We start from the raw sequence: 17,512 nt of genomic DNA, 5'->3' as shown, positions 1-17,512 counted from the left end.
GATCTCACGGACGCCAGCACCGGCAAGGCGACCGCTACTCAGTGAATTTCTTTGCGAGAGGGAACAGGTTGTTCAAGGTATCGATCAACCGCACCAGGTAGATCGGCTTGCGGAACAGGTCGAGCACTTGCAGCCGCAGCATATCGCTGACGTCGTCCATCTCGGCATGGCCCGACATGACAATCACCGGCAGGTGCGAGCGTGAGGTGTGTTCGCGCAGACGCTTGATCAAGGAAATGCCACTTTCCTCGGGCATGCGCAGGTCAGTGATGACCAGGGCAATGTCAGGGTGGAGTGTCAATTCTTGCAGGGCGAAGGTGACAGAGTTGGCGGTAAAACAGACAAATCCCTCGTTACCGAGGGACTCGGCAAGTTCGATCAGGGCGTCTTCTTCATCGTCCACCAATAAGATTTGTTGGCGACCCGAAGAAGATGCGCTCATGACCGTACCTGCCCGTGGATTAAGGGGGTGGCTTTACACTTTAACTCAGGTCACGGTGGTCATCTTGTTGGCAATACCGTTGAACACCGAGGCGATCTTGGTGCCCAGCCCCGAGCCTGCACCGACAATAACAATCGCCACCAGCGCCACGATAATGGCGTATTCAATACCTGACGCGCCCTCTTTGCGTTTGAAGAATAGTTGTGTCTGAACATAGAACTTCAACATCAGGTCAAGGAACATAAGACTTCTCCCTAAGAACGCCACTGAAAGCCGAAGGGCTCTAGATCCAGATAATCACGGCGTGCCACTAGAGCATTGTCAACAAACCCCAGGCTCACAACTGTAATAACGCATTAATCAGAAAGTATTAGTCACAACGTTGGCGCCATAAACCCGCTGTTCAAAAGGCAACGCCTTGGCGTGCAGATAAATTTTCTGTCAGGTAATGGCATTTCGTCCTAGCTGAGCTACCTTCAAATAGCCAAATCGTTAGTTGTTCATCACAGCCAGGTTGCGAATTAACTCGATTGGATTAACGAGTGTGTAATGCAACGGGAAAGGGAGAGCCGTCATGAACAGTCGTATCAGCATGGTCCTGGCCGGCTTGTTGCTGATCGGGGCATTGATTGCAGGGTACTGGGGGCTGGTACTGAGTCGCTCGCCGGAGCCCGTCACGGCACCCACCGCACCTGTCGTTTCCGTGGAAAAAACCGTCGCTGCCGTCGAAGACCAGAACCGCACCCCCGTCGTGGTATTGGTGCATGACGTCCCTGCTTTCGTACCACTGACCGCTGCTGACCTGGCCGTGGAAAAACTGCGCACCGTACCCGCCGGCAGCCTGACGCAACTGGACCAGGCGATCGGACGCAAACCGCTGCGCATGCTGGCTGCGGGCACCTGGCTCAACGAAGAGAGCTTCAACGCCGGCGGCCCGCTGGCCCGCATGATTCGCCCAGATGAGCGGGCGCTGGCCGTCGCGGTGGATGAAGTCATCGGCGTCGCCGGCCAGTTGAGCCCAGGCGACTACGTGGACGTGCTGCTGTTCCTGCGCCAGGACAACGGTAATACCGAGCCGTCAGCCCAAATCGTCCTGCCGGCCATGCGCCTGCTCAGCGTCGGCGATCAAATGGGCCTGGCCAATGACGGCACGCCTGCGGTACCGCCACCGGCCACGCCTGAAGAACGCGCCCAGGCCGCGCAACGCCGTGCCGGTGCCCGCACCGTAGTGCTGGCTGTACCGGAAGCCTTATTGAGTCGCCTGATGCTCGCGGCCCAGGCCGGCACCCTGCGCCTGGCCGTGCGCAGCGCCGACGAACAGCTGCTCAGTCGCTACTGGGCCGGCGAAAGCGACGCACCGGACAAACTGGAAAGTGCCAACCGCGACCTCTATCAATTCACCCAGCTGGCTCTGATCGGCCCGCCCAAGCGGGTAGCCACAGTCGCCGGCGAGCCCGGCGCACGTCGTGGCATTGAAGTGATTCGCGGTGCCCAAGCAGCCCCACAAACCCCGTGATTGAGCAAGGATGCCTTGAATGAGCCATCGCTACACTGCCATGTTCACGCACCTCGCCTGGACCCTGATGCTGTCGAGCCTGCCGGCGGGCATGGCCTTCGCGGCGCCGGGCAATTGCAGCGCCCTGGGCCAGTTGCCCGCCGTGGTCGAGGTGGGAGAAGGCCTGCAACAGGAACTGCAATCGCCGGTGGCAATAACCCGCCTGGCGATTGGCGACCCGAAGATCGCCGATGTGCGCGTCAACGGCGACCGTAACTTCCTGCTGACCGGCGTCGGTGTCGGCGCGACCAGCCTGATGGTGTGGACCGCCTGCGCCAGCGCGCCGCGCCAGAGCATGGTGTTCGTCAAGGGCAAGGCCACCTCGGCGCTGACCAGCTTGTCGCTGTCGCCTTCCGAGGACCCGCTGCTGCCCAGCCAGGTGCAGACCGACATTCGCTTTGTCGAGGTCAGCCGTACCAAGCTCAAGGAAGCCAGTACCTCATTGTTCGGCCAAGGTGGCAATTTCCTGTTCGGCAGCCCGGGCAATGGCACGATCCCCGCCACCACCGCCAACAGCTTTCGCGGGCAGGCAGTGAACAATGGCTTTTTCAACATCGGCTTCGGTGGCGGGCGGATCTCGGCGATGATCAACGCCCTCGAACAGAGCGGCTTCGCCTATACCCTGTCGCGTCCCAGCCTGGTAGCCCTGAGCGGGCAGAGCGCAACCTTCCTGGCCGGCGGCGAAGTGCCCATTCCGGTGCCCAGCAGCGGCAGCGACAGTATCTCCATCGAGTACAAGGAGTTCGGCATCCGCCTGACCCTGACCCCCACGGTGATCGACCGCAATCGCATCACCCTCAAGGTCGCGCCGGAGGTCAGCGAACTCGACTACAGCAACGCCGTGCAGATCCAGGGGATCCAGGTGCCCGCCCTGACCGTGCGTCGAACCGACACCAGCGTGTCCCTGGCCGATGGCGAAAGCTTCGTGATCAGCGGCCTGATCAGCAGCACCAACCGCTCCACCATCAGCAAGTTTCCAGGCCTGGGCGACATCCCGATCCTCGGCGCGTTTTTCCGCGATTCCAACATCAGCCGCGAAGAAAAAGAGCTGCTGATGATCGTCACGCCGCACCTGGTCCAGCCGCTGGCCGCGAATGCGCAACTGCCTTCCCTGCCCGGCGAGAAACTGCGCACCTACGACCCGAACTGGTACCGCCTGTTCTTCCTGGAAAACGGCAACTTCGATCGTCGCAGTGGACTTTCCCAATGAGCGATAGCCTGAGCCAGACATTTCTGGCAATTACCCGCAACACCACCGACCTGGAATGGCTCCAGGGCGCACTCGCGCCCCTTGGCCAAGTGGTCAGTGCCGGCGGTGGCAGCCTGGATGAGTTGCTCGCGCTGGTCGACGTGACCTTCGCCAACCTGGTGTTCGTCGGCCTCGACCGTGAAAACGTGGTGGCCCAAAGTGCGCTGATCGAAGGGGCCCTGGAGGCCAAGCCGATGCTCGCGGTGGTCGCCCTCGGCGATGGCATGGATAACCAATTGGTACTCAATGCCATGCGCGCCGGCGCCCGCGATTTCGTCGCCTATGGCTCGCGCTCGAGTGAAGTCGCAGGCCTGGTGCGGCGCCTGAGCAAGCGCCTGCCGCCGGTGACTTCGAGTGCGCAGTTGGGCGGCCTGACCGTGCTGTTTGGCACCCAGAGCAACGCCGATGGGGCGATGCTGGCGACGCACCTGGCGCTGGTGGTGCAAAAAAGCGGGCAACAGACCCTGCTGCTCGACCTGGGCCTGCCACGCAGTGACAGCCTGGCGCTGCTGGGGCTGGAAAGCACGTTCAACTTTGGCGATGCATTGCGGCACCTGCGCCGTCTCGATACCACCTTGATCAACAGCGCCTTCACCACAGCCCTGGATGGCCTGCGCATCCTGGCCTATGCCACCGGTGACGAACCGCTCAAACTGACCAGCGCCGCCGAGCTGTACATGCTGCTCAGCGCGTTGCGCCAACACTTCCAGCACATCGTCGTGAACATTACCGGGCAACCGGACAGCGAGGCGCTGCGTACCTTTGTCAGCCACTGCGACAAACTGCTGTGGTGCACTGACCAGAGCGTACTCGATTGCCGCCGCAACCTGGCGGTGCTCAACCGCTGGCGCGACAAAGGCATGAAACTCGAGCACGCCAAGCTGGTGGTCGACCGCTATATCAAATCCTGTGCACCCGACACCGAAGCCCTGGAAAAAAGCTTCGGCCTTGAGTGCATCGCCGTCCTGCCGCTGAGCGCCGAACTGCGCCTGAACGTCAAGAACCAGGGCCAGACCCTGTTCGCCCTGGCCCCGCGCGAACCCCTGACCCAAGCCGTACGCACCTTGGGCGAACGCCTGGCGAAACGCTCCGAGGGTCTGGAAAAACCCTCGATGCGCTGGTTTGAACGCTTCCTGGGGTCGGGACGATGACCAGCGAAAAACTCTTCGGCGGCCCGGCCCGCAGCGTCAGCGGCAACAGCGACCATGATGGCCTGAAGCTGGTGCTGCACCGCTACATCATTGACGCCATCGAGGAGTCAGGCAAAAACCTGCTCGAAGGCACGCGCCAGTCGCTGGCGCAGTTTGTCACCGACAAAGTCTCCGAATACATCACGCGCATGCGCCTGGCGATCTCGCGCTATGAAATGGAACGCCTGGCCGAAGAAATCGTCGACGAACTCACCGGTTTCGGCCCACTGGAAGTGCTGCTGCGCGATCCCTCGGTGACCGAGATTCTGGTCAACGGGCCGCACCGGGTGTTTATCGAGCGCGACGGCCTGCTGCATCAGAGCGACCTGCGCTTTATCGACGATCACCACGTCGAGCGCGTGATGCAGCGGATTCTCGCGCCGCTGGGACGGCGCCTGGACGAGTCCTCGCCGATGGTGGATGCGCGCCTGCCGGACGGCAGCCGGGTCAACGCGATCATCCCGCCGATTGCCTTGGACGGGCCGTGCCTGTCGATTCGAAAGTTTCGCAAGGACATGCTCAAGAGCAGCGACCTGGTCGCCATGCAGACCATCGACCAGAGCATTTTCGAGTTCTTTCAGGAGGCCGTCGGCAAGCGTTGCAACATTCTCATCAGCGGCGGTACCGGCACCGGCAAGACCACACTGCTGAATATCCTCAGCCAGTTGATCAACCCGCACGAGCGCCTGGTGACCATCGAGGACGTCGCCGAGCTGCAACTGGGCCACCCCCATGTGGTGCGCCTGGAAACCCGGCCGCCAAACGCCGAAGGCCATGGTGAAGTGCGGTCCAGCGACTTGATCCGCAACGCCCTGCGGATGCGCCCTGACCGCATCATCCTCGGCGAAATCCGAGGCGTGGAAGTGCTCGATGTGATGACGGCGATGAACACCGGCCACGACGGTTCCATGAGCACCGTACACGCCAACAATGCCCAGGATGCCCTGCTGCGCCTGGAAACCCTGGTGGGCCTGACCGGCCGGGTGATCGCGGAAAAAACCCTGCGCCAGATGATCTGCGCCGCCCTGGACGTGGTGATTCAACTGACACGCATGCCCGATGGCCGCCGCTGCGTCAGCGAAGTCGTCGAGGTGGTGGGCGTGCGCGACGACGTGTACGTCACCAATACCCTGTTCCGGCTGGACCGGCGCACCGGCTTCGGTTTCCTGCGCGAAGCCATCAACCCGGCCGGTGACAAACTGCGCCGCGAATCGGCCTTGCCGTTATAGGGGGCGCCTGATGACCGGACCTATGTTGCTGCTTTTTTGCCTGCTGCTGATCGGGCTGTCGCTCTGGCAGTTTCAGCACGGCCTGCGCAAGGCCCAGACTGACCGCGTGCTGGAGCGCCTCGGCGACGGCCAACCCGAGGCCCGTGAAGAACCCACTCGCTGGTCCGGCCTTGAGCGCATGTTTCTGCGCGCGGGGCTGGGCAAGCCGACTGATCGACTGGGCCTGTGGCTCAGCGGTTGGATCGTCGGCGCGTTGTTCGGCTACCTGATCGCCGACGGGCTGGGCCTCGCAGTGATGGTGTTGGGGCCGCCCATTCTGTTGCGCGTCTACATCAGTTGGCGTTACCAGCGGCGGGTGCAACGCATGGTCGAACAGTTGCCACAGTTGCTGGACCACAGCGTACGCAGCCTGAAATCCGGCAGGACCCTGGCCGACGCCGTATTGGGCGGTATCGAGAATATTGATAACCCGCTCAAGGAGGCCATGGGCCGTGTGCAGCGCAACGTGCGCATGGGCGTGAGCCTGCCGGACTCGGCGAGTGACTTTGCCGAATTCTACGAACAGGATGAATTTCGCCTGTTTGCCCTGGGCCTGAAGGTCAACCATCGCTACGGCGGCAACGCCAGCGAACTGCTGGAAAACCTGATCAAGATGATTCGCGAGCGTGAACAGGGAGCCCGCCAACTCAAGGCCATGACCGGTGAAACCCGCATGACCGCGTACCTGCTGGGTGGCTTGCCCGTTTTGCTGGTGAGTTACTTCATGCTGGTCAACCCTGGCTACCTGTTGACCATGTGGAACGACGACACCGGGCGCACCCTGCTGTTCGTCGCCCTCGCGATGGACCTGACAGGCACCTTCGCCATGTGGCGCATGTTGAGGAGTGTCTGAGATGGTGCTTCTGGCTGGCGCCTTGATGTTCCTTGCCGCCCTGGTGCTGGTGGGTGGCCAGGTCCTTGAGCATCGCCGGCGCGATCGTCGCGTCTCCGAACGGTTGCAGGGGCGGACCGGCAGCGATGACAAAATCGGCGCGTTCATGCGCCAACTCGGCGGCAGCAGCCTGGCCCAGCGCTCGGTCAGCCTGGACAATGAAACCCAGGTGCTGCTCAACCGAGTCGGTTGGCGCAAGGCCAGCCAGCGCTCGCTGTTCGCAGCCTTCCAGGTCGGCGTGCCGATTGTATTAATGGGCCTGACCTTCCTCGGCCAGGAGCTGTTTTTCCCGCAGGCCGCCCCTGTGTGGATTGCCCCCGCGGTTGCCCTGGGCATCGGCTACCTGCTGCCCAAGCGCATACTCGCCGCGGCCGCCAAATACCGCCAGCAGCGGATCGCCAGAGAGATCGCCACCTTCATTCCACTGCTGCGCATCCTGTTCGAATCGGGCATGGCGGTTGAACAGTCTCTGCGCGTGCTGGGTAACGACGCGCAGCGCTTACTGCCGAGCCTCACGCACGAGCTGCGCCTGATCCTGGCCCGGGTCGATTCCGGCCTGGAGCTGGGCGAAGAACTGGGCAAGACCGCCCGCCTGCTTGAAGTGGACGAGTTCACCGACACCTGCATCATCCTTCAGCAATTGATCCAGCAAGGCGGCGGCGCGATGAAATCCCTGCTGGCGCTCAAGCAATTGCTGGATGACCGCCGGCTGACCCGCCTGCAGGAATACATTTCGAAGATGTCGGCAAAAATGTCGGTGGTGATGATGGTGTTTCTGTTTCCAGCCTTGCTGATCGTGCTCGGCGGCCCCGCCTTTATCGGCATCGCCCGCGCCTTGAGCCACTTTTGAGGAAACCCTGATGAAAGTACTGATCGCCGGCCTGGCCCTGTTGATGCTCGGTGGATGCGCCACCAACGGTCAATCGCCCTGGGCGGCGTTGACCACACCCGGCAGTTGCAGCAAGCCCAGCGCCGACCAGGAACTGGCGTTGAACCTGTCCGATGACCTCGCCAACGAAGGCAAGCTGCACGCCAGCCTGGCCAACCTGCAGAACCTGCCGGACACCTTGCCCCAGGTGCGCCAGCGCAAGGCGCGTAACTACCGTTTGTTGGGCCGCAGCGAGGCTGAGCCGCTGTACCGCAGCCTGCTCGGCACCTGCATGACGGCCGAGGGCGAGCACGGCCTGGGACAACTGGCCGCCGCCAAGGGTGACAACGGCCAGGCGATGGCCCACCTGCAAAGGGCTGCACGCCTGGCACCTACCGACGAAAAAATCCGCAATGACCTGGGGGTGGTGTACCTCAACCAATTGCGCCTGGAAGACGCGCGCTTCGAGTTCATGACGGCCATCGAACTCAAGCAGGGCGAACCGTTGGCGGCCGTGAACCTGGTGACCCTGCTGATCTATCAGGATGACTGGGGGCAAGCGGCCAAAGTGGTCAGCCAGTTGGGCCTGAGCCCGGAACAGGTCACTGAGGCCCAGGCTCGCGCGGTGAAACTCAAGGAGTCCAGCGCGGCAGCACGCAACGTCGCGGCAGTCAGTGATGCGCTGCCGGTGACCATCAAATAAGGAGTCGACGATGAAAGCCTATTACCTGGTTTACCTGGCGTTGCTGCCGATGAGCGCAGTGGCCATTCCACCCGGCCCTTCGTCTCCACAGCAGGCAGAGACGGAGAACTGGATGGCGCTGCAGATCAATGGCCGAGCCGCCTCGCCGACACCGCAAAAGACCACGCCCACCGAAAGGGAGCAGGCCATGCAGCGTTGGCTCGACAGCAACAAGCATCCGATTCCGGAGTTCTTCGAAGCGTCATCCAAAGGCGGGAAGAGTCAATAACGCTGCGCGCGTCAGTGGGCCGTCACCCGCTGGCGCATTGCCGAATTGTTCGGCGACAACGCCAATGCCAGTTGGGTGCGGTTATGCATATGGGTCAGGCGCAAGACCTGGGACACATACAGCTTGACCGTGTTTTCGGTGATGCCCAGCTCGCAGGCAATCTGATAGTTGGTCTGGCCCTTGCCCACCAGCCGCGCCACGTCCAGCTGACGGGGCGAGAGCTGATTGAAGATGGTCGGGATTTCCACCGGCCCGGCCTCTTCGGCTGACTCGCCATCGTCGGACAGCCCTGCATTCGGGCTGCGACGTACTTTGTCGAGGTCCTGGTACAAGTCATTGATCGACTCGGAAAGGTACTGCAGCTTCTGGTTAAGGTGCCCCAGTTGCAGCTCTTTTTGCCGTTCCTCCAACGCCGCTTCCTGGCGTTGCAGGCCTTCGAGCAATTCATCGAGGTTGATCGGCTTCTGGTAGTAATCGGATATGCCCGCGCGCAGGGCCTTGATCACGTCCTGCTTGTCGGCACGTCCGGTGAGCATGATCGCTTCGAACGCGCGCTGCTTGCCGGCGACCTTTTGCATGGCCTGGACCAGCTCGATGCCATCCATGTCGGGCATGTGCAGATCACACAGCACCAGGCCGATCTCGGCGTCTTCGGTGAAACGCTTCAAGGCGTGGCGGCTGGACTCACACGGGACACAACGATAACCACTGTTTTCGAGAAATTCGCAGAGCTCTTCCACGATCAGCGGCTGATCGTCGACCACGAGCACTTTTACTGCCGATGTGAGCTTGTTCACGCGCTACTCCATGCCTGGAAAGCCAATAGATTGACCTATCCCTTTCGACGAAGAATCCTATACATCTACTCAATAAACGTAGACCTACTTTATGACTATGTACATAGCGATAAAGGCGTTGTGCGACTAATGGATCCAAAATAAATACAGTGCAAAACCTGTCAATAAAAACGGCGCAAAAGGCTGTTTTGTTGACGCCTCCACACCCGGGTTCGCGTGGCCCGCGCTAACCCATTGATGGATAAGCAGCCACGCGCCCAGGACGGGTGCAGCGCCGATCAGCGACCACAACAAAGGGTCCACCGTGGTGGCCATTCCCAACGCGGCCAACAGCTTTACATCGCCCGCGCCAAAGCGTCCCAGCACATAGCCCGGCAGGCCCAACAACAGCGCCAGGGCAAAAGCCCAGCCACCCTCCTTCGCCGGCGCACCCAGCCAGGTGACACCCGTCCAGCTCAAATAAAGTAAGGCCAGCAGCCCAACCCCCAAGGTCAACCCATTGGCGATCTGTCGCTGACGCATATCCTGCACCGCACAGAGCCCCAGCCAGAGCACTATCACCACGCCATGGATCACGTAAAAAACATCCCTTTTTGCTGATTGATTCTATGCTGATATCAGGTAGTAGCCGTCAGGGTAGACGCAGTCATGAAAACAGGCCTCCCCAGAAAGCAAAAAGGTGCTGCGGCGATCGAGTTCGCCTTGGTCTTCGGGATCTTCTTTGCCGTGTTTTATGGGTTGGTCAGCTATAGCCTGCCGCTGTTATTGATGCAGTCATTCAACCAGGCCGCCGCCGAGGGTGTGCGCCAGGCCATGTCGATAGACCCGGTCGCGGCCGGAACCGCCTACCCGACGCAGGTCACCCAGCGCGCGAAAGATACCGTCGCCGCACAATTGAGCTGGATCCCCGCAAGCTTCCAGTTCCAGCCCTCCTTCGTCAGTGCCACCTACACCGGCACCACGCTGACCGTCGCGATCACCTACCCCAGTGCCAACCTCAACTCGGTATTCCCGGCGCTGGTGATCCCCGGCATAGGCAACGTACCGAGCCTGCCGACCAACCTGACGGCCAGTTCGAGTATCCAGTTTTGACCGCGGGGGATAACCTTTTCGGGCGCCTATCGGGCCGCACCCGCCCGCAGGTTCTCGAGCCGCAAGCGGTGCCGGCTGCCGGGCTGCATGTGCGACTGGATCACCAAGGCCGTGTCGTCAGCCTCAGCGGCACGCTGCGTCAGCAATTGGCCGCGCAGAGCGTGGCCGAAGCCCGGCCATTATTGCGAGACCTGCTGTGTGCCGGCAGCGCGCTGAGCGTCGAAGGCCACCCCGCCGACTGGCTACGTCAAAGCCTCGACCTGGATTTCCAGGGCATCGGGCAGGTGCTGCACACCCGCGGCTGGGTCGAGCCAGAGGGTGACGGCTGGATCCTGCGCTTGCTCGACATCGGTGACTTGCTGACCGGCAGGCAACAGGCCGGGCAGCGCGAGCAGAACCACCAACTGACTGGCCGCATGAGCGAGCAGTTGCGCGTCTGCAGCCTGGGTCGCTTGCCCGACATGGTCACCGAGCAGCTGCGCAACCTGGCACAGCACTGGCGAATCCCCTGTGTTGCCCTGGCAGTGCCCGATGACGACGAGCGGGGTTGGCGGATTTACAGCCAATACACCGCCCATGACGCACCGGCCCTGTGGCAAACCGGCCAGCACGTCGGCACCGGCCTGGACGGCGTCAACGGCAACGTATCGCTGAGCCTGGCCGAGGCACGCAATGATCACCCGCGCCTGCTCAGCCTCTTCGGCCATGCCGACGGGTTGCTGGTGCCGTATCGTGACGCCGAGGGCGTTGCCGCCTGGCTGCTGTGCGGCTGCTACATCGGCGAGCCACAGACCCGCGAACGCGACTGGCTGGATCTTGCCGCCGCCCTCGCCGCGCCGTTGCTCAGCCGCCTGCGCGAACAGCGCGCGCACCAACAATTGGAACGCATGGAAGCCCTGCAAGGCCTGCTCGGCACCGGTTGGTGGGAACTGCTGCCCGCCACCGAGGAAATCCAACTCGCCCCGAGCCTGTTGCGCAGCCTCGGCCAGGAAGACGGCGCGACGCGCCAGGCGCTGGGCCTGTGGCTGGAGCTGATTCATCCCGCCGATCGCCAGGAACTCAACAGCCGCCTGCAGGATTTACAGGCCCTGGGCAAGCCCCTGCTGACCAGCGTCCGCCTGCAACGCACCGACGCCGACCAGCCGCTCTGGTATCGCGTCCAGGGCCAGGTACTGGGCGCGGGCGACAGTCGGCGCTGGATCGGCTTCATGCTCGACATCAGCGACATCAAGAACCAGCAACTGCAAGCCGCCGCCGCCCATGCGCGCCTGGACAACGTGATCGCGAGTTCTCCGGCGGTGATCTACGTACAACGCTACGTCGGCGGCGCGTTGCACCCGGCCTTCTTCAGCGACAGCCTGCTGCCCGTGCTGGGCTGGACCCTGGACGATTGCAGCCATGACAGCCTGGCCGCACTGATCCACCCCGAAGACCGCGACCTGTACTTTGATCGCACCCGCCAACTGCTGCGCGAAGGCAATGTGCGCAGTCGCTACCGGGTGCGTGACAAGCAGGGTGCCTACCATTGGCTGCTCGACGAGGCCAAGTTGCTGCGCGATGACCTGGGCCTGCCGGTAGAAGCCGTCGGGCTGTGGCTCGACGTGACCGAGGCGACCCTGGCCGCCGAGCAGATCAAGCAGAGCGAAGAACGCTATCGCATCCTGGTGGAAGACTCGCCGGCGATGATCTGCCGCTATCGCCCGGACTTGACCCTGACCTTCGGCAACACGCCACTGGCCAACTACCTGGAGTGCCGGCCAGAGCAACTGCCGGGGCTTCACCTCGGTGATTGGTTGTCGGACGAACAGCGCCAGGCATTTATCCAGCGCATCCGCCAACTGACCCCGGAATTCCCGGTGAGCACCGCCGAAATCAGCCTGCAACTGCCGGGTCGGGAACATGCCTGGTGGGTGTGGTCCGACCGTGGTGTATTCGATGAGCAAGGCGTATTGGTGGAAGTGCAGGCCGTTGGCCGCGATAACACTGAGGTACGTCGCTCCCAGCAACAACTGACCCAGAGCGCGAAGATGGCCACCCTCGGGGAAATGGCCACGGGCCTGGCCCACGAGATCAACCAGCCGCTGAATGTAATGCGCATGGCCATCGTCAATGTGCTCAAGCGCCTGGGCAACGGCGACGCGCAGATCGACTACCTGACGGAAAAGCTCCAGCGCATCGACGCCCAGGTCCAACGCGCGGCGCGTGTGGTGGACCATATGCGCGTGTTTGGCCGCCGCTCGGAAATCGAACAGCAGCCCTTCGACCCCTCCCAGGCCGTGGAGGGCACGCTGTCGCTGCTCGGCGAAGGGCTGCGCGGCAAGGGCGTGGACCTGCGCGTCACCCCGGCGGACTTCAGCGTGCAGGTCAAAGGCTACGCCGACCAGCTTGAGCAGGTGCTGATCAACCTGATGGTCAACGCCCGTGATGCGCTGCTGGGCAAACGTGAAAACAACCCGCAGTTCCGCCCCTGGATCGCCGTGCACTGCGAGCACGACAGCCGGCACGTACGCATTTGGGTCGAGGACAACGGCGGCGGCATCGACCCACGCTTGCTGGAGCGGATTTTCGAGCCGTTTTTTACCACCAAGCCCATTGGCGTCGGCACGGGCTTGGGGCTGTCAGTGAGCTATGGGATTGTGGAAAACATGGGCGGACGGCTGAGCGTCACCAATGGCGAGCAAGGCGCGCGGTTTTGTGTGGAATTGCCGGTGGTTCAGCCAGGTTAGATCACCAGGTAGGCGCGGCCCATGTGGCAGGTGAGGTTGGCGCCGACCTCGGCGTTGCCGGCGGTGATCCCCAGTGCATTGAGCAAACTATTCACAATCGGATCCAGCACCGGTGACAAGACGCCTTTGACCGCAGTGATCAGCGTATTCGTGATCATTGTAAGCAGCCCCGAGACCCCTGCCAGCGCACCCCCCGATACGTTGCCTGCAGGCGGGGGGACATAAGTCACTTGGATCGCACCCAACGTATTGACCAAGCCAGCGACGACATTTGAAGCGGGCAGAACCGGTTGATAGGTCGGCGCCTGATTCATCTCATTAAGGGGCGAAAAAAGCATGCTCTGGCTTGTCCCGCCGACCTGCGCATGAACCACCGATAGCAATAAGCTGCCTCCCGCACCGGCTCGGCGTGGGGCACAACCGAAAATCCCCGTGCAGGTCTGTATGCCAATATCGACGAGAGCGAGGGGCTGAACAGTGGCCGCCGCTGTCGAGGAGAATGCCTGCACCGGGTCAACTTTCCCCACCGACACATCCGCCAGCGCCGTACTCGCCATCACCGTCAGTGACTTCGTCGCACTGCTCGCACAACTGAAATCCGTGACATAAGACGTAGCGCTCGCCACTTCGATGTTGATGTCCAGGCCATTCAGCAACTGTACATCGGTATGGTCGCAAGGTTTCAACACCAGGCACAAAAGCGGGTCCAGCAGACCGACAAGATTCAGATGCAGCAGGTTATTGACGACGCTCGTCACTGGCGTGGTCAGGGACGAAACCGCCGACGTCAAACTGTTCACCGTGTTGAGCACAGGCAGCTGGATAGACACCAGCGTGCGAACTTGCGCCGTACGCACAAAGATCTGATCTTTTGGCGGGGTTTGCGACAATCCCGCCTTAGCCTTTGCAGGGTTGCCGACGGCCGACAGCTGCGGAGGCTCAATCACTTTGGTTTGCACCGACACATTGCCGATCAGCGGAATATTCAATTGAGTAGCGGCACTCACCGCACTCTTGCTGCTGGACAGTTGTGCCACGGTCTGCAGTAACTGAAACAACTGGACACTGGTATTCAACGCGGCGGCCGGTGTTCCTGTGGCGACTTTGAGCAGATCTCCAACGGTCAACAGCTGGGTATTTGGCGCGATGGCTTTTACTGAGATCACGTCGTTGATGACTGCCGTCGCTACCGAGCCGTTTTTTTGCAACACCTTTACGGCTGCGTCGATTAATTGACTAGCGGATACAGCGGTGCTCAACAGCGCGTCGTAATCACCGGCCTTCACATTCAACTGAATGGCCAGTTGGTCCAAGTAGCTGAGCATATTCAGGTTTGTCGTCAGCAAGCCATTCCAGCTCGCGGCTGTCAGGGACAGGTTGCCACCGAGCAGATTACCGATGACCAGGTTCAGTATCGGCGACTTCGTGGAATCCACCGACGCCAGGCTGCTGCGGATCGTCAGCTGTGCCACCGGCGGTGCATACGCGGCCACGGCGGTCGCGCTCAAGGTCATCTGGGTGGACACCGGCACGCCGCTGAACATGTTCCAGAGACCACTGGCGATACTGGTCACCACGCTGCGCGTGGCGATCACTCGCACGGCATCGTTTTTTGTGGGGTCGGCGCTAAACACGCGGACATTGCTGGCATTGGTCACCAGCGAGCCGCAGGTAACTGCCAAGCCACGACTGGTGTCGCCCGCGACCACTTTGAAACCATTGCGGGTAGCGTTCTGCACCGCATAGTCATTGGCGGTAGTCGAGGGCGTGCACAGGCCGCCACGACCGGCGGCTTCCAGGGCGGCGGTGTCGGCGATGGACTGCAGCCGGCGCTTTTCCATATACAAGCGACCGCTGTCCACTGCCAGCAGCATGAACACCAGGGCTACCGCCAGGGTACCCGCCGCCATCAAGCCAATTGCACCACGCTGCCGGGAACCAAGTCGGGGAGACATCAGGCACTCCTTAGCGCTTACTCTCCGTAGTTGGTGTGAAGTGTAGACAAGGCTTGGAGGGTGCGCTGGCCCGGCGCCACCCGGGTGACTAACGGGAATTCACCGGCTGCAGCAGGCCTCATGTGGGAGCAAGCCTGCTCCCCCATGAGGTAGGTGGTGGTTTTTAGTGAGGGGGATAGCTGGAAAGGACGCGACTTACCGTGGTACGGATGGCTTTGTCGCGGTCCTGCGGGTTGGGCGAGGTGGCCATCATTTGCTCGTCACTGCCGCGCCACACCAGCTTGCCGTCCTTGCCGTCGAGGAGGTCGATCTGGATGGTGGCGACTTTGTAAGTCACGTTGCGGGTTTCGTTGTACATCGGCCCGCCCCAGTAGCCATTCCAGGGGCCACCCCAGGCGCCGCCGTAGTTGGTGGTGACTTGCTGCTGGCGGTCCTCGACGATGAGATAGGCCTGCACGCTCAAGTCAGCCTTGGTGCCGGCCGCAGCCGGGCGCAGGCCGCGCTGGTCGAGTTGCTCACCCACCGCCTGGCGAATGCGTTGCTCGGTAAGGTCGCTCTTGATCCGTGGATCATCCGGGCGGTATTGCAACGCCGGGTCTTTCCAGGCCCAGCTGCGGTAGGCGCCGAAGTCCCGGCTGGCATCAAAATCGTGGTTGACCTGGGTATTCTGGCAACCGCCCAGCAGCACAACAAACGCGAGCGTAGCGATACGACGAAACATGGTTGTTCTCCAAAGAGCGACCTGCACTTGAAATGAGAATAGCTGTTAACTCGGAGGATAGGCCGTCATTGCCTTCTGCACCGCCTGGCGCAAGGCATCTCCCCGCTCACTGAGGCTTCCCTGGCTGCCCGTCTCCGCGCTTGCACTCCACACCGGCTGGCCCGTGCGGGCATCGAACAGATTGACGCGAACCACCACCACCTGGACTTCATAGGTGCGCACGATCGGCACGGAGTTGTACATGCCATAACCATTGCCATAGCGGTTGTAGCCGCCGTAACCATAGCCGTAGTCATCCTGGACTTGCTTGAGGCGCTTCTCCAGGCGCACATCGGCGCTCACGAACAGGTCGGCCGGACGGCTGTCGTGCAAGGGCCGCAGGCCACGCTGGTCAAGGGCACCGCTGACCGCCTCGGCAATTTGCGCCGAATCCGCCCAGGCTGTGCCGGCCGGCAGTTGGCCGTTGCGCCAGGCCCAATTGCGGTAGGCGCCATAGTCACGCACCGGCGCCGGGTAGGCGCTGGCATCGAAGGTGTTGGCGGCCTGCGCGGGGGCGGGCGGGATCGGCGCTGAAGCAGCCACATAAGGGTTGGGACTGGAACAGGCGCCCAGCCCAAGGGACAACAGGATCAAACAGAGACGACGCATTTCGACCTCCGCAGACTGGGCCGCTTATACCGGACGGCAGATCCAGTGCAAATAACGCCCAAGTCCGGCAAAGCTTGGGTGACGACGGTGAGCGAGTTCCATCTCTACAAGGTCCTGTAAATCCGCGCGGGCCTGGAATTCCACCGGCATATAGTCGTGGAAAACCCGCACGCCACTCTGGCTTTCGACCTGCCAAAGCCCCTCGAGTTGCGCCGCCAACTCACGTGGGTCCAGGGGTTGTTGCGGGGTCAGGCTCTGCTTTTCGCCGGCCAGGTCATTCTTGCGCATTTTGCGGAAGTGGCCCTTGAGCAGATTGCGATAAATCAGCGCATCACGGTTGTAGAACGCCAGCGACAGCCAGCCGCCTGGCACCGTGAGCTGGTGCAGCACCGGCAGGATGGCGTGGGGTTCGGCCAACCACTCCAGCACGGCATGGCACAGCACCAGGTCGTAGGGTTCGGTCAGTTGGCCCAGCAGGTCTTGCCAGGGCGCATGGATGAAGGTCGCCGTTTGTCCGGCCTCGGCAAACCGTTGGCGTGCGCCCTCGAGCATCGGCTCGGCGGGTTCGGCCAGGGTCACCTGATGACCGCGCTCGGCCAGCCACAGCGACATGTGCCCAAGGCCCGCGCCGATATCCAGCACACGCAGCGGGCGGTCCGGCAGCGCTTCGGCCAGGTCGGCCTGGAGTACCGCCAGGCGAATCGCGCCTTTGGCGCCGCCGTAGATCTTTTCGGCGAAGCGCGTGGCCAACTGGTCGAAATGGCGGTCACTCATGGGCGAACCGCCGTTCACTGTCGGCCAGCTTGGCGCGCACCACCTCGTTCATGTCCAGGCCCAGCTCACTGCACAGCAACAACAGGTACAACACGATATCGCCGACTTCCTGCCCGGCGTGGGCGAGTGTGTCGGCAGGCAACTGGCGGGACTGGTCTTCGGTCAGCCATTGGAAGATTTCGACCAGTTCGGCCATTTCCACGCTGGCGGCCATGGCCAGGTTTTTCGGGCTGTGGAACTGCTTCCAGTCGTTGGTATCGCGAATGCGGTGCAGGCGTTCGGTGAGGTGTTCGAGGTTCATGCGGGGGCTCCTGAAGGTGGATAGCTTCGGGGGGAATGGCTTTGAAGGCAAGTGAACCTTTGA

The 17,512-nt window shown here is 62.0% G+C and carries 19 protein-coding genes; 10 read left to right on the top strand and 9 right to left on the bottom strand.

Going from position 1 to position 17,512, the window contains the following annotated elements; all coding sequences use genetic code 11:
• Positions 1–34 precede the first annotated feature (34 nt).
• Positions 35–442 (bottom strand): response regulator, encoded by a 408-nt coding sequence (locus AC07SI_RS27360; protein WP_495006904.1) that lies wholly within the window; start codon positions 440–442, stop codon positions 35–37.
• A 45-nt stretch (positions 443–487) separates the two neighbouring features.
• Positions 488–685 (bottom strand): Flp family type IVb pilin, encoded by a 198-nt coding sequence (locus tag AC07SI_RS27355; RefSeq protein ID WP_065900340.1) that lies wholly within the window; start codon positions 683–685, stop codon positions 488–490.
• A 331-nt stretch (positions 686–1,016) separates the two neighbouring features.
• Here AC07SI_RS27355 and cpaB point away from each other — a divergent pair, with 331 nt between their 5' ends.
• The 8 genes from cpaB to AC07SI_RS27315 are packed head-to-tail and all read left to right on the top strand — an operon-like array spanning position 1,017 to position 8,435.
• On the top strand, positions 1,017–1,958 hold the full coding sequence (gene cpaB / locus AC07SI_RS27350; protein ID WP_106805265.1) for a Flp pilus assembly protein CpaB: 942 nt from the start codon (positions 1,017–1,019) through the stop codon (positions 1,956–1,958).
• A gap of 19 nt (positions 1,959–1,977) precedes the next feature.
• Complete coding sequence (locus AC07SI_RS27345; RefSeq protein ID WP_106805266.1) at positions 1,978–3,207, top strand: type II and III secretion system protein family protein; 1,230 nt, start codon at positions 1,978–1,980, stop codon at positions 3,205–3,207.
• Complete coding sequence (locus AC07SI_RS27340) at positions 3,204–4,397, top strand: CpaE/TadZ family protein (protein ID WP_065900335.1); 1,194 nt, start codon at positions 3,204–3,206, stop codon at positions 4,395–4,397. Before AC07SI_RS27345 ends, AC07SI_RS27340 begins: the two co-directional genes overlap by 4 nt.
• A complete protein-coding gene (locus tag AC07SI_RS27335) occupies positions 4,394–5,665 on the top strand; it encodes a TadA family conjugal transfer-associated ATPase (RefSeq protein WP_065900334.1) in 1,272 nt (423 codons plus the stop codon). The genes AC07SI_RS27340 and AC07SI_RS27335 overlap by 4 nt, the downstream gene beginning before the upstream one ends.
• A 10-nt stretch (positions 5,666–5,675) precedes the next feature.
• On the top strand, positions 5,676–6,557 hold the full coding sequence (locus tag AC07SI_RS27330) for a type II secretion system F family protein (protein ID WP_065900333.1): 882 nt from the start codon (positions 5,676–5,678) through the stop codon (positions 6,555–6,557).
• Between the two features lies 1 nt (position 6,558).
• Complete coding sequence (locus AC07SI_RS27325; protein ID WP_495006903.1) at positions 6,559–7,446, top strand: type II secretion system F family protein; 888 nt, start codon at positions 6,559–6,561, stop codon at positions 7,444–7,446.
• Positions 7,447–7,456: 10 nt separating this feature from the next.
• The gene (locus AC07SI_RS27320) at positions 7,457–8,167 is read left to right on the top strand and encodes a tetratricopeptide repeat protein (protein WP_065900331.1); all 711 of its coding nucleotides are present in this window, start codon (positions 7,457–7,459) and stop codon (positions 8,165–8,167) included.
• 10 nt (positions 8,168–8,177) lie between these two features.
• Complete coding sequence (locus AC07SI_RS27315) at positions 8,178–8,435, top strand: DUF3613 domain-containing protein (protein WP_495006902.1); 258 nt, start codon at positions 8,178–8,180, stop codon at positions 8,433–8,435.
• Between the two features lie 11 nt (positions 8,436–8,446).
• On the opposite strand, the gene AC07SI_RS27310 is transcribed toward AC07SI_RS27315, so the two are convergent.
• On the bottom strand, positions 8,447–9,232 hold the full coding sequence (locus AC07SI_RS27310; RefSeq protein WP_201143465.1) for a response regulator transcription factor: 786 nt from the start codon (positions 9,230–9,232) through the stop codon (positions 8,447–8,449).
• Positions 9,233–9,358: 126 nt separating this feature from the next.
• Positions 9,359–9,808, bottom strand: a complete 450-nt coding sequence (locus AC07SI_RS27305; RefSeq protein WP_495006901.1) for a prepilin peptidase — start codon at positions 9,806–9,808, stop codon at positions 9,359–9,361.
• Between the two features lie 72 nt (positions 9,809–9,880).
• Here AC07SI_RS27305 and AC07SI_RS27300 point away from each other — a divergent pair, with 72 nt between their 5' ends.
• A complete protein-coding gene (locus AC07SI_RS27300; RefSeq protein ID WP_120447545.1) occupies positions 9,881–10,324 on the top strand; it encodes a TadE/TadG family type IV pilus assembly protein in 444 nt (147 codons plus the stop codon).
• Positions 10,321–13,050: a PAS domain-containing sensor histidine kinase gene (locus AC07SI_RS27295; protein ID WP_495006900.1), complete on the top strand. Its 2,730-nt coding sequence runs from the start codon at positions 10,321–10,323 to the stop codon at positions 13,048–13,050. The genes AC07SI_RS27300 and AC07SI_RS27295 overlap by 4 nt, the downstream gene beginning before the upstream one ends.
• On the opposite strand, the gene AC07SI_RS27290 is transcribed toward AC07SI_RS27295, so the two are convergent.
• The 5 genes from AC07SI_RS27290 to AC07SI_RS27270 all read right to left on the bottom strand — a co-directional run bounded on the left by AC07SI_RS27290 (position 13,047) and on the right by AC07SI_RS27270 (position 17,449).
• Positions 13,047–15,005 (bottom strand): pilus assembly protein TadG-related protein, encoded by a 1,959-nt coding sequence (locus AC07SI_RS27290; protein ID WP_495006899.1) that lies wholly within the window; start codon positions 15,003–15,005, stop codon positions 13,047–13,049. The two genes, AC07SI_RS27295 and AC07SI_RS27290, sit on opposite strands and share 4 nt — an antisense overlap.
• A gap of 163 nt (positions 15,006–15,168) precedes the next feature.
• Positions 15,169–15,726, bottom strand: coding sequence for a DUF4136 domain-containing protein (locus AC07SI_RS27285; RefSeq protein WP_315411838.1), 558 nt, complete (start codon positions 15,724–15,726; stop codon positions 15,169–15,171).
• Between the two features lie 45 nt (positions 15,727–15,771).
• Entirely contained in the window at positions 15,772–16,374 is a 603-nt protein-coding gene (locus AC07SI_RS27280) for a DUF4136 domain-containing protein (RefSeq protein ID WP_065900305.1), read from the bottom strand.
• 24 nt (positions 16,375–16,398) lie between these two features.
• Complete coding sequence (locus AC07SI_RS27275; protein WP_201143461.1) at positions 16,399–17,148, bottom strand: methyltransferase; 750 nt, start codon at positions 17,146–17,148, stop codon at positions 16,399–16,401.
• Complete coding sequence (locus tag AC07SI_RS27270) at positions 17,141–17,449, bottom strand: MazG-like family protein (protein ID WP_016972502.1); 309 nt, start codon at positions 17,447–17,449, stop codon at positions 17,141–17,143. Before AC07SI_RS27270 ends, AC07SI_RS27275 begins: the two co-directional genes overlap by 8 nt.
• Positions 17,450–17,512 lie beyond the last annotated feature (63 nt).

The sequence above is a fragment of the Pseudomonas sp. GW821-FHT05D12 genome (assembly GCF_059419825.1).
This window is presented reverse-complemented; position numbering and strand designations above follow the sequence as displayed.

Bases quoted from the DNA above. Each gene is read 5' to 3' on its own strand.
- AC07SI_RS27355 (WP_065900340.1), bottom strand. From the start codon at position 685: ATGTTCCTTGACCTGATGTTGAAGTTCTATGTTCAGACACAACTATTC.
- AC07SI_RS27290 (WP_495006899.1), bottom strand. From the start codon at position 15,005: ATGTCTCCCCGACTTGGTTCCCGGCAGCGTGGTGCAATTGGCTTGATG.
- AC07SI_RS27275 (WP_201143461.1), bottom strand. From the start codon at position 17,148: ATGAGTGACCGCCATTTCGACCAGTTGGCCACGCGCTTCGCCGAAAAG.
- AC07SI_RS27360 (WP_495006904.1), bottom strand. From the start codon at position 442: ATGAGCGCATCTTCTTCGGGTCGCCAACAAATCTTATTGGTGGACGAT.
- AC07SI_RS27315 (WP_495006902.1), top strand. From the start codon at position 8,178: ATGAAAGCCTATTACCTGGTTTACCTGGCGTTGCTGCCGATGAGCGCA.
- AC07SI_RS27285 (WP_315411838.1), bottom strand. From the start codon at position 15,726: ATGTTTCGTCGTATCGCTACGCTCGCGTTTGTTGTGCTGCTGGGCGGT.
- AC07SI_RS27340 (WP_065900335.1), top strand. From the start codon at position 3,204: ATGAGCGATAGCCTGAGCCAGACATTTCTGGCAATTACCCGCAACACC.
- AC07SI_RS27270 (WP_016972502.1), bottom strand. From the start codon at position 17,449: ATGAACCTCGAACACCTCACCGAACGCCTGCACCGCATTCGCGATACC.
- AC07SI_RS27330 (WP_065900333.1), top strand. From the start codon at position 5,676: ATGACCGGACCTATGTTGCTGCTTTTTTGCCTGCTGCTGATCGGGCTG.
- AC07SI_RS27345 (WP_106805266.1), top strand. From the start codon at position 1,978: ATGAGCCATCGCTACACTGCCATGTTCACGCACCTCGCCTGGACCCTG.
- AC07SI_RS27325 (WP_495006903.1), top strand. From the start codon at position 6,559: ATGGTGCTTCTGGCTGGCGCCTTGATGTTCCTTGCCGCCCTGGTGCTG.
- cpaB (WP_106805265.1), top strand. From the start codon at position 1,017: ATGAACAGTCGTATCAGCATGGTCCTGGCCGGCTTGTTGCTGATCGGG.
- AC07SI_RS27280 (WP_065900305.1), bottom strand. From the start codon at position 16,374: ATGCGTCGTCTCTGTTTGATCCTGTTGTCCCTTGGGCTGGGCGCCTGT.
- AC07SI_RS27300 (WP_120447545.1), top strand. From the start codon at position 9,881: ATGAAAACAGGCCTCCCCAGAAAGCAAAAAGGTGCTGCGGCGATCGAG.
- AC07SI_RS27320 (WP_065900331.1), top strand. From the start codon at position 7,457: ATGAAAGTACTGATCGCCGGCCTGGCCCTGTTGATGCTCGGTGGATGC.
- AC07SI_RS27335 (WP_065900334.1), top strand. From the start codon at position 4,394: ATGACCAGCGAAAAACTCTTCGGCGGCCCGGCCCGCAGCGTCAGCGGC.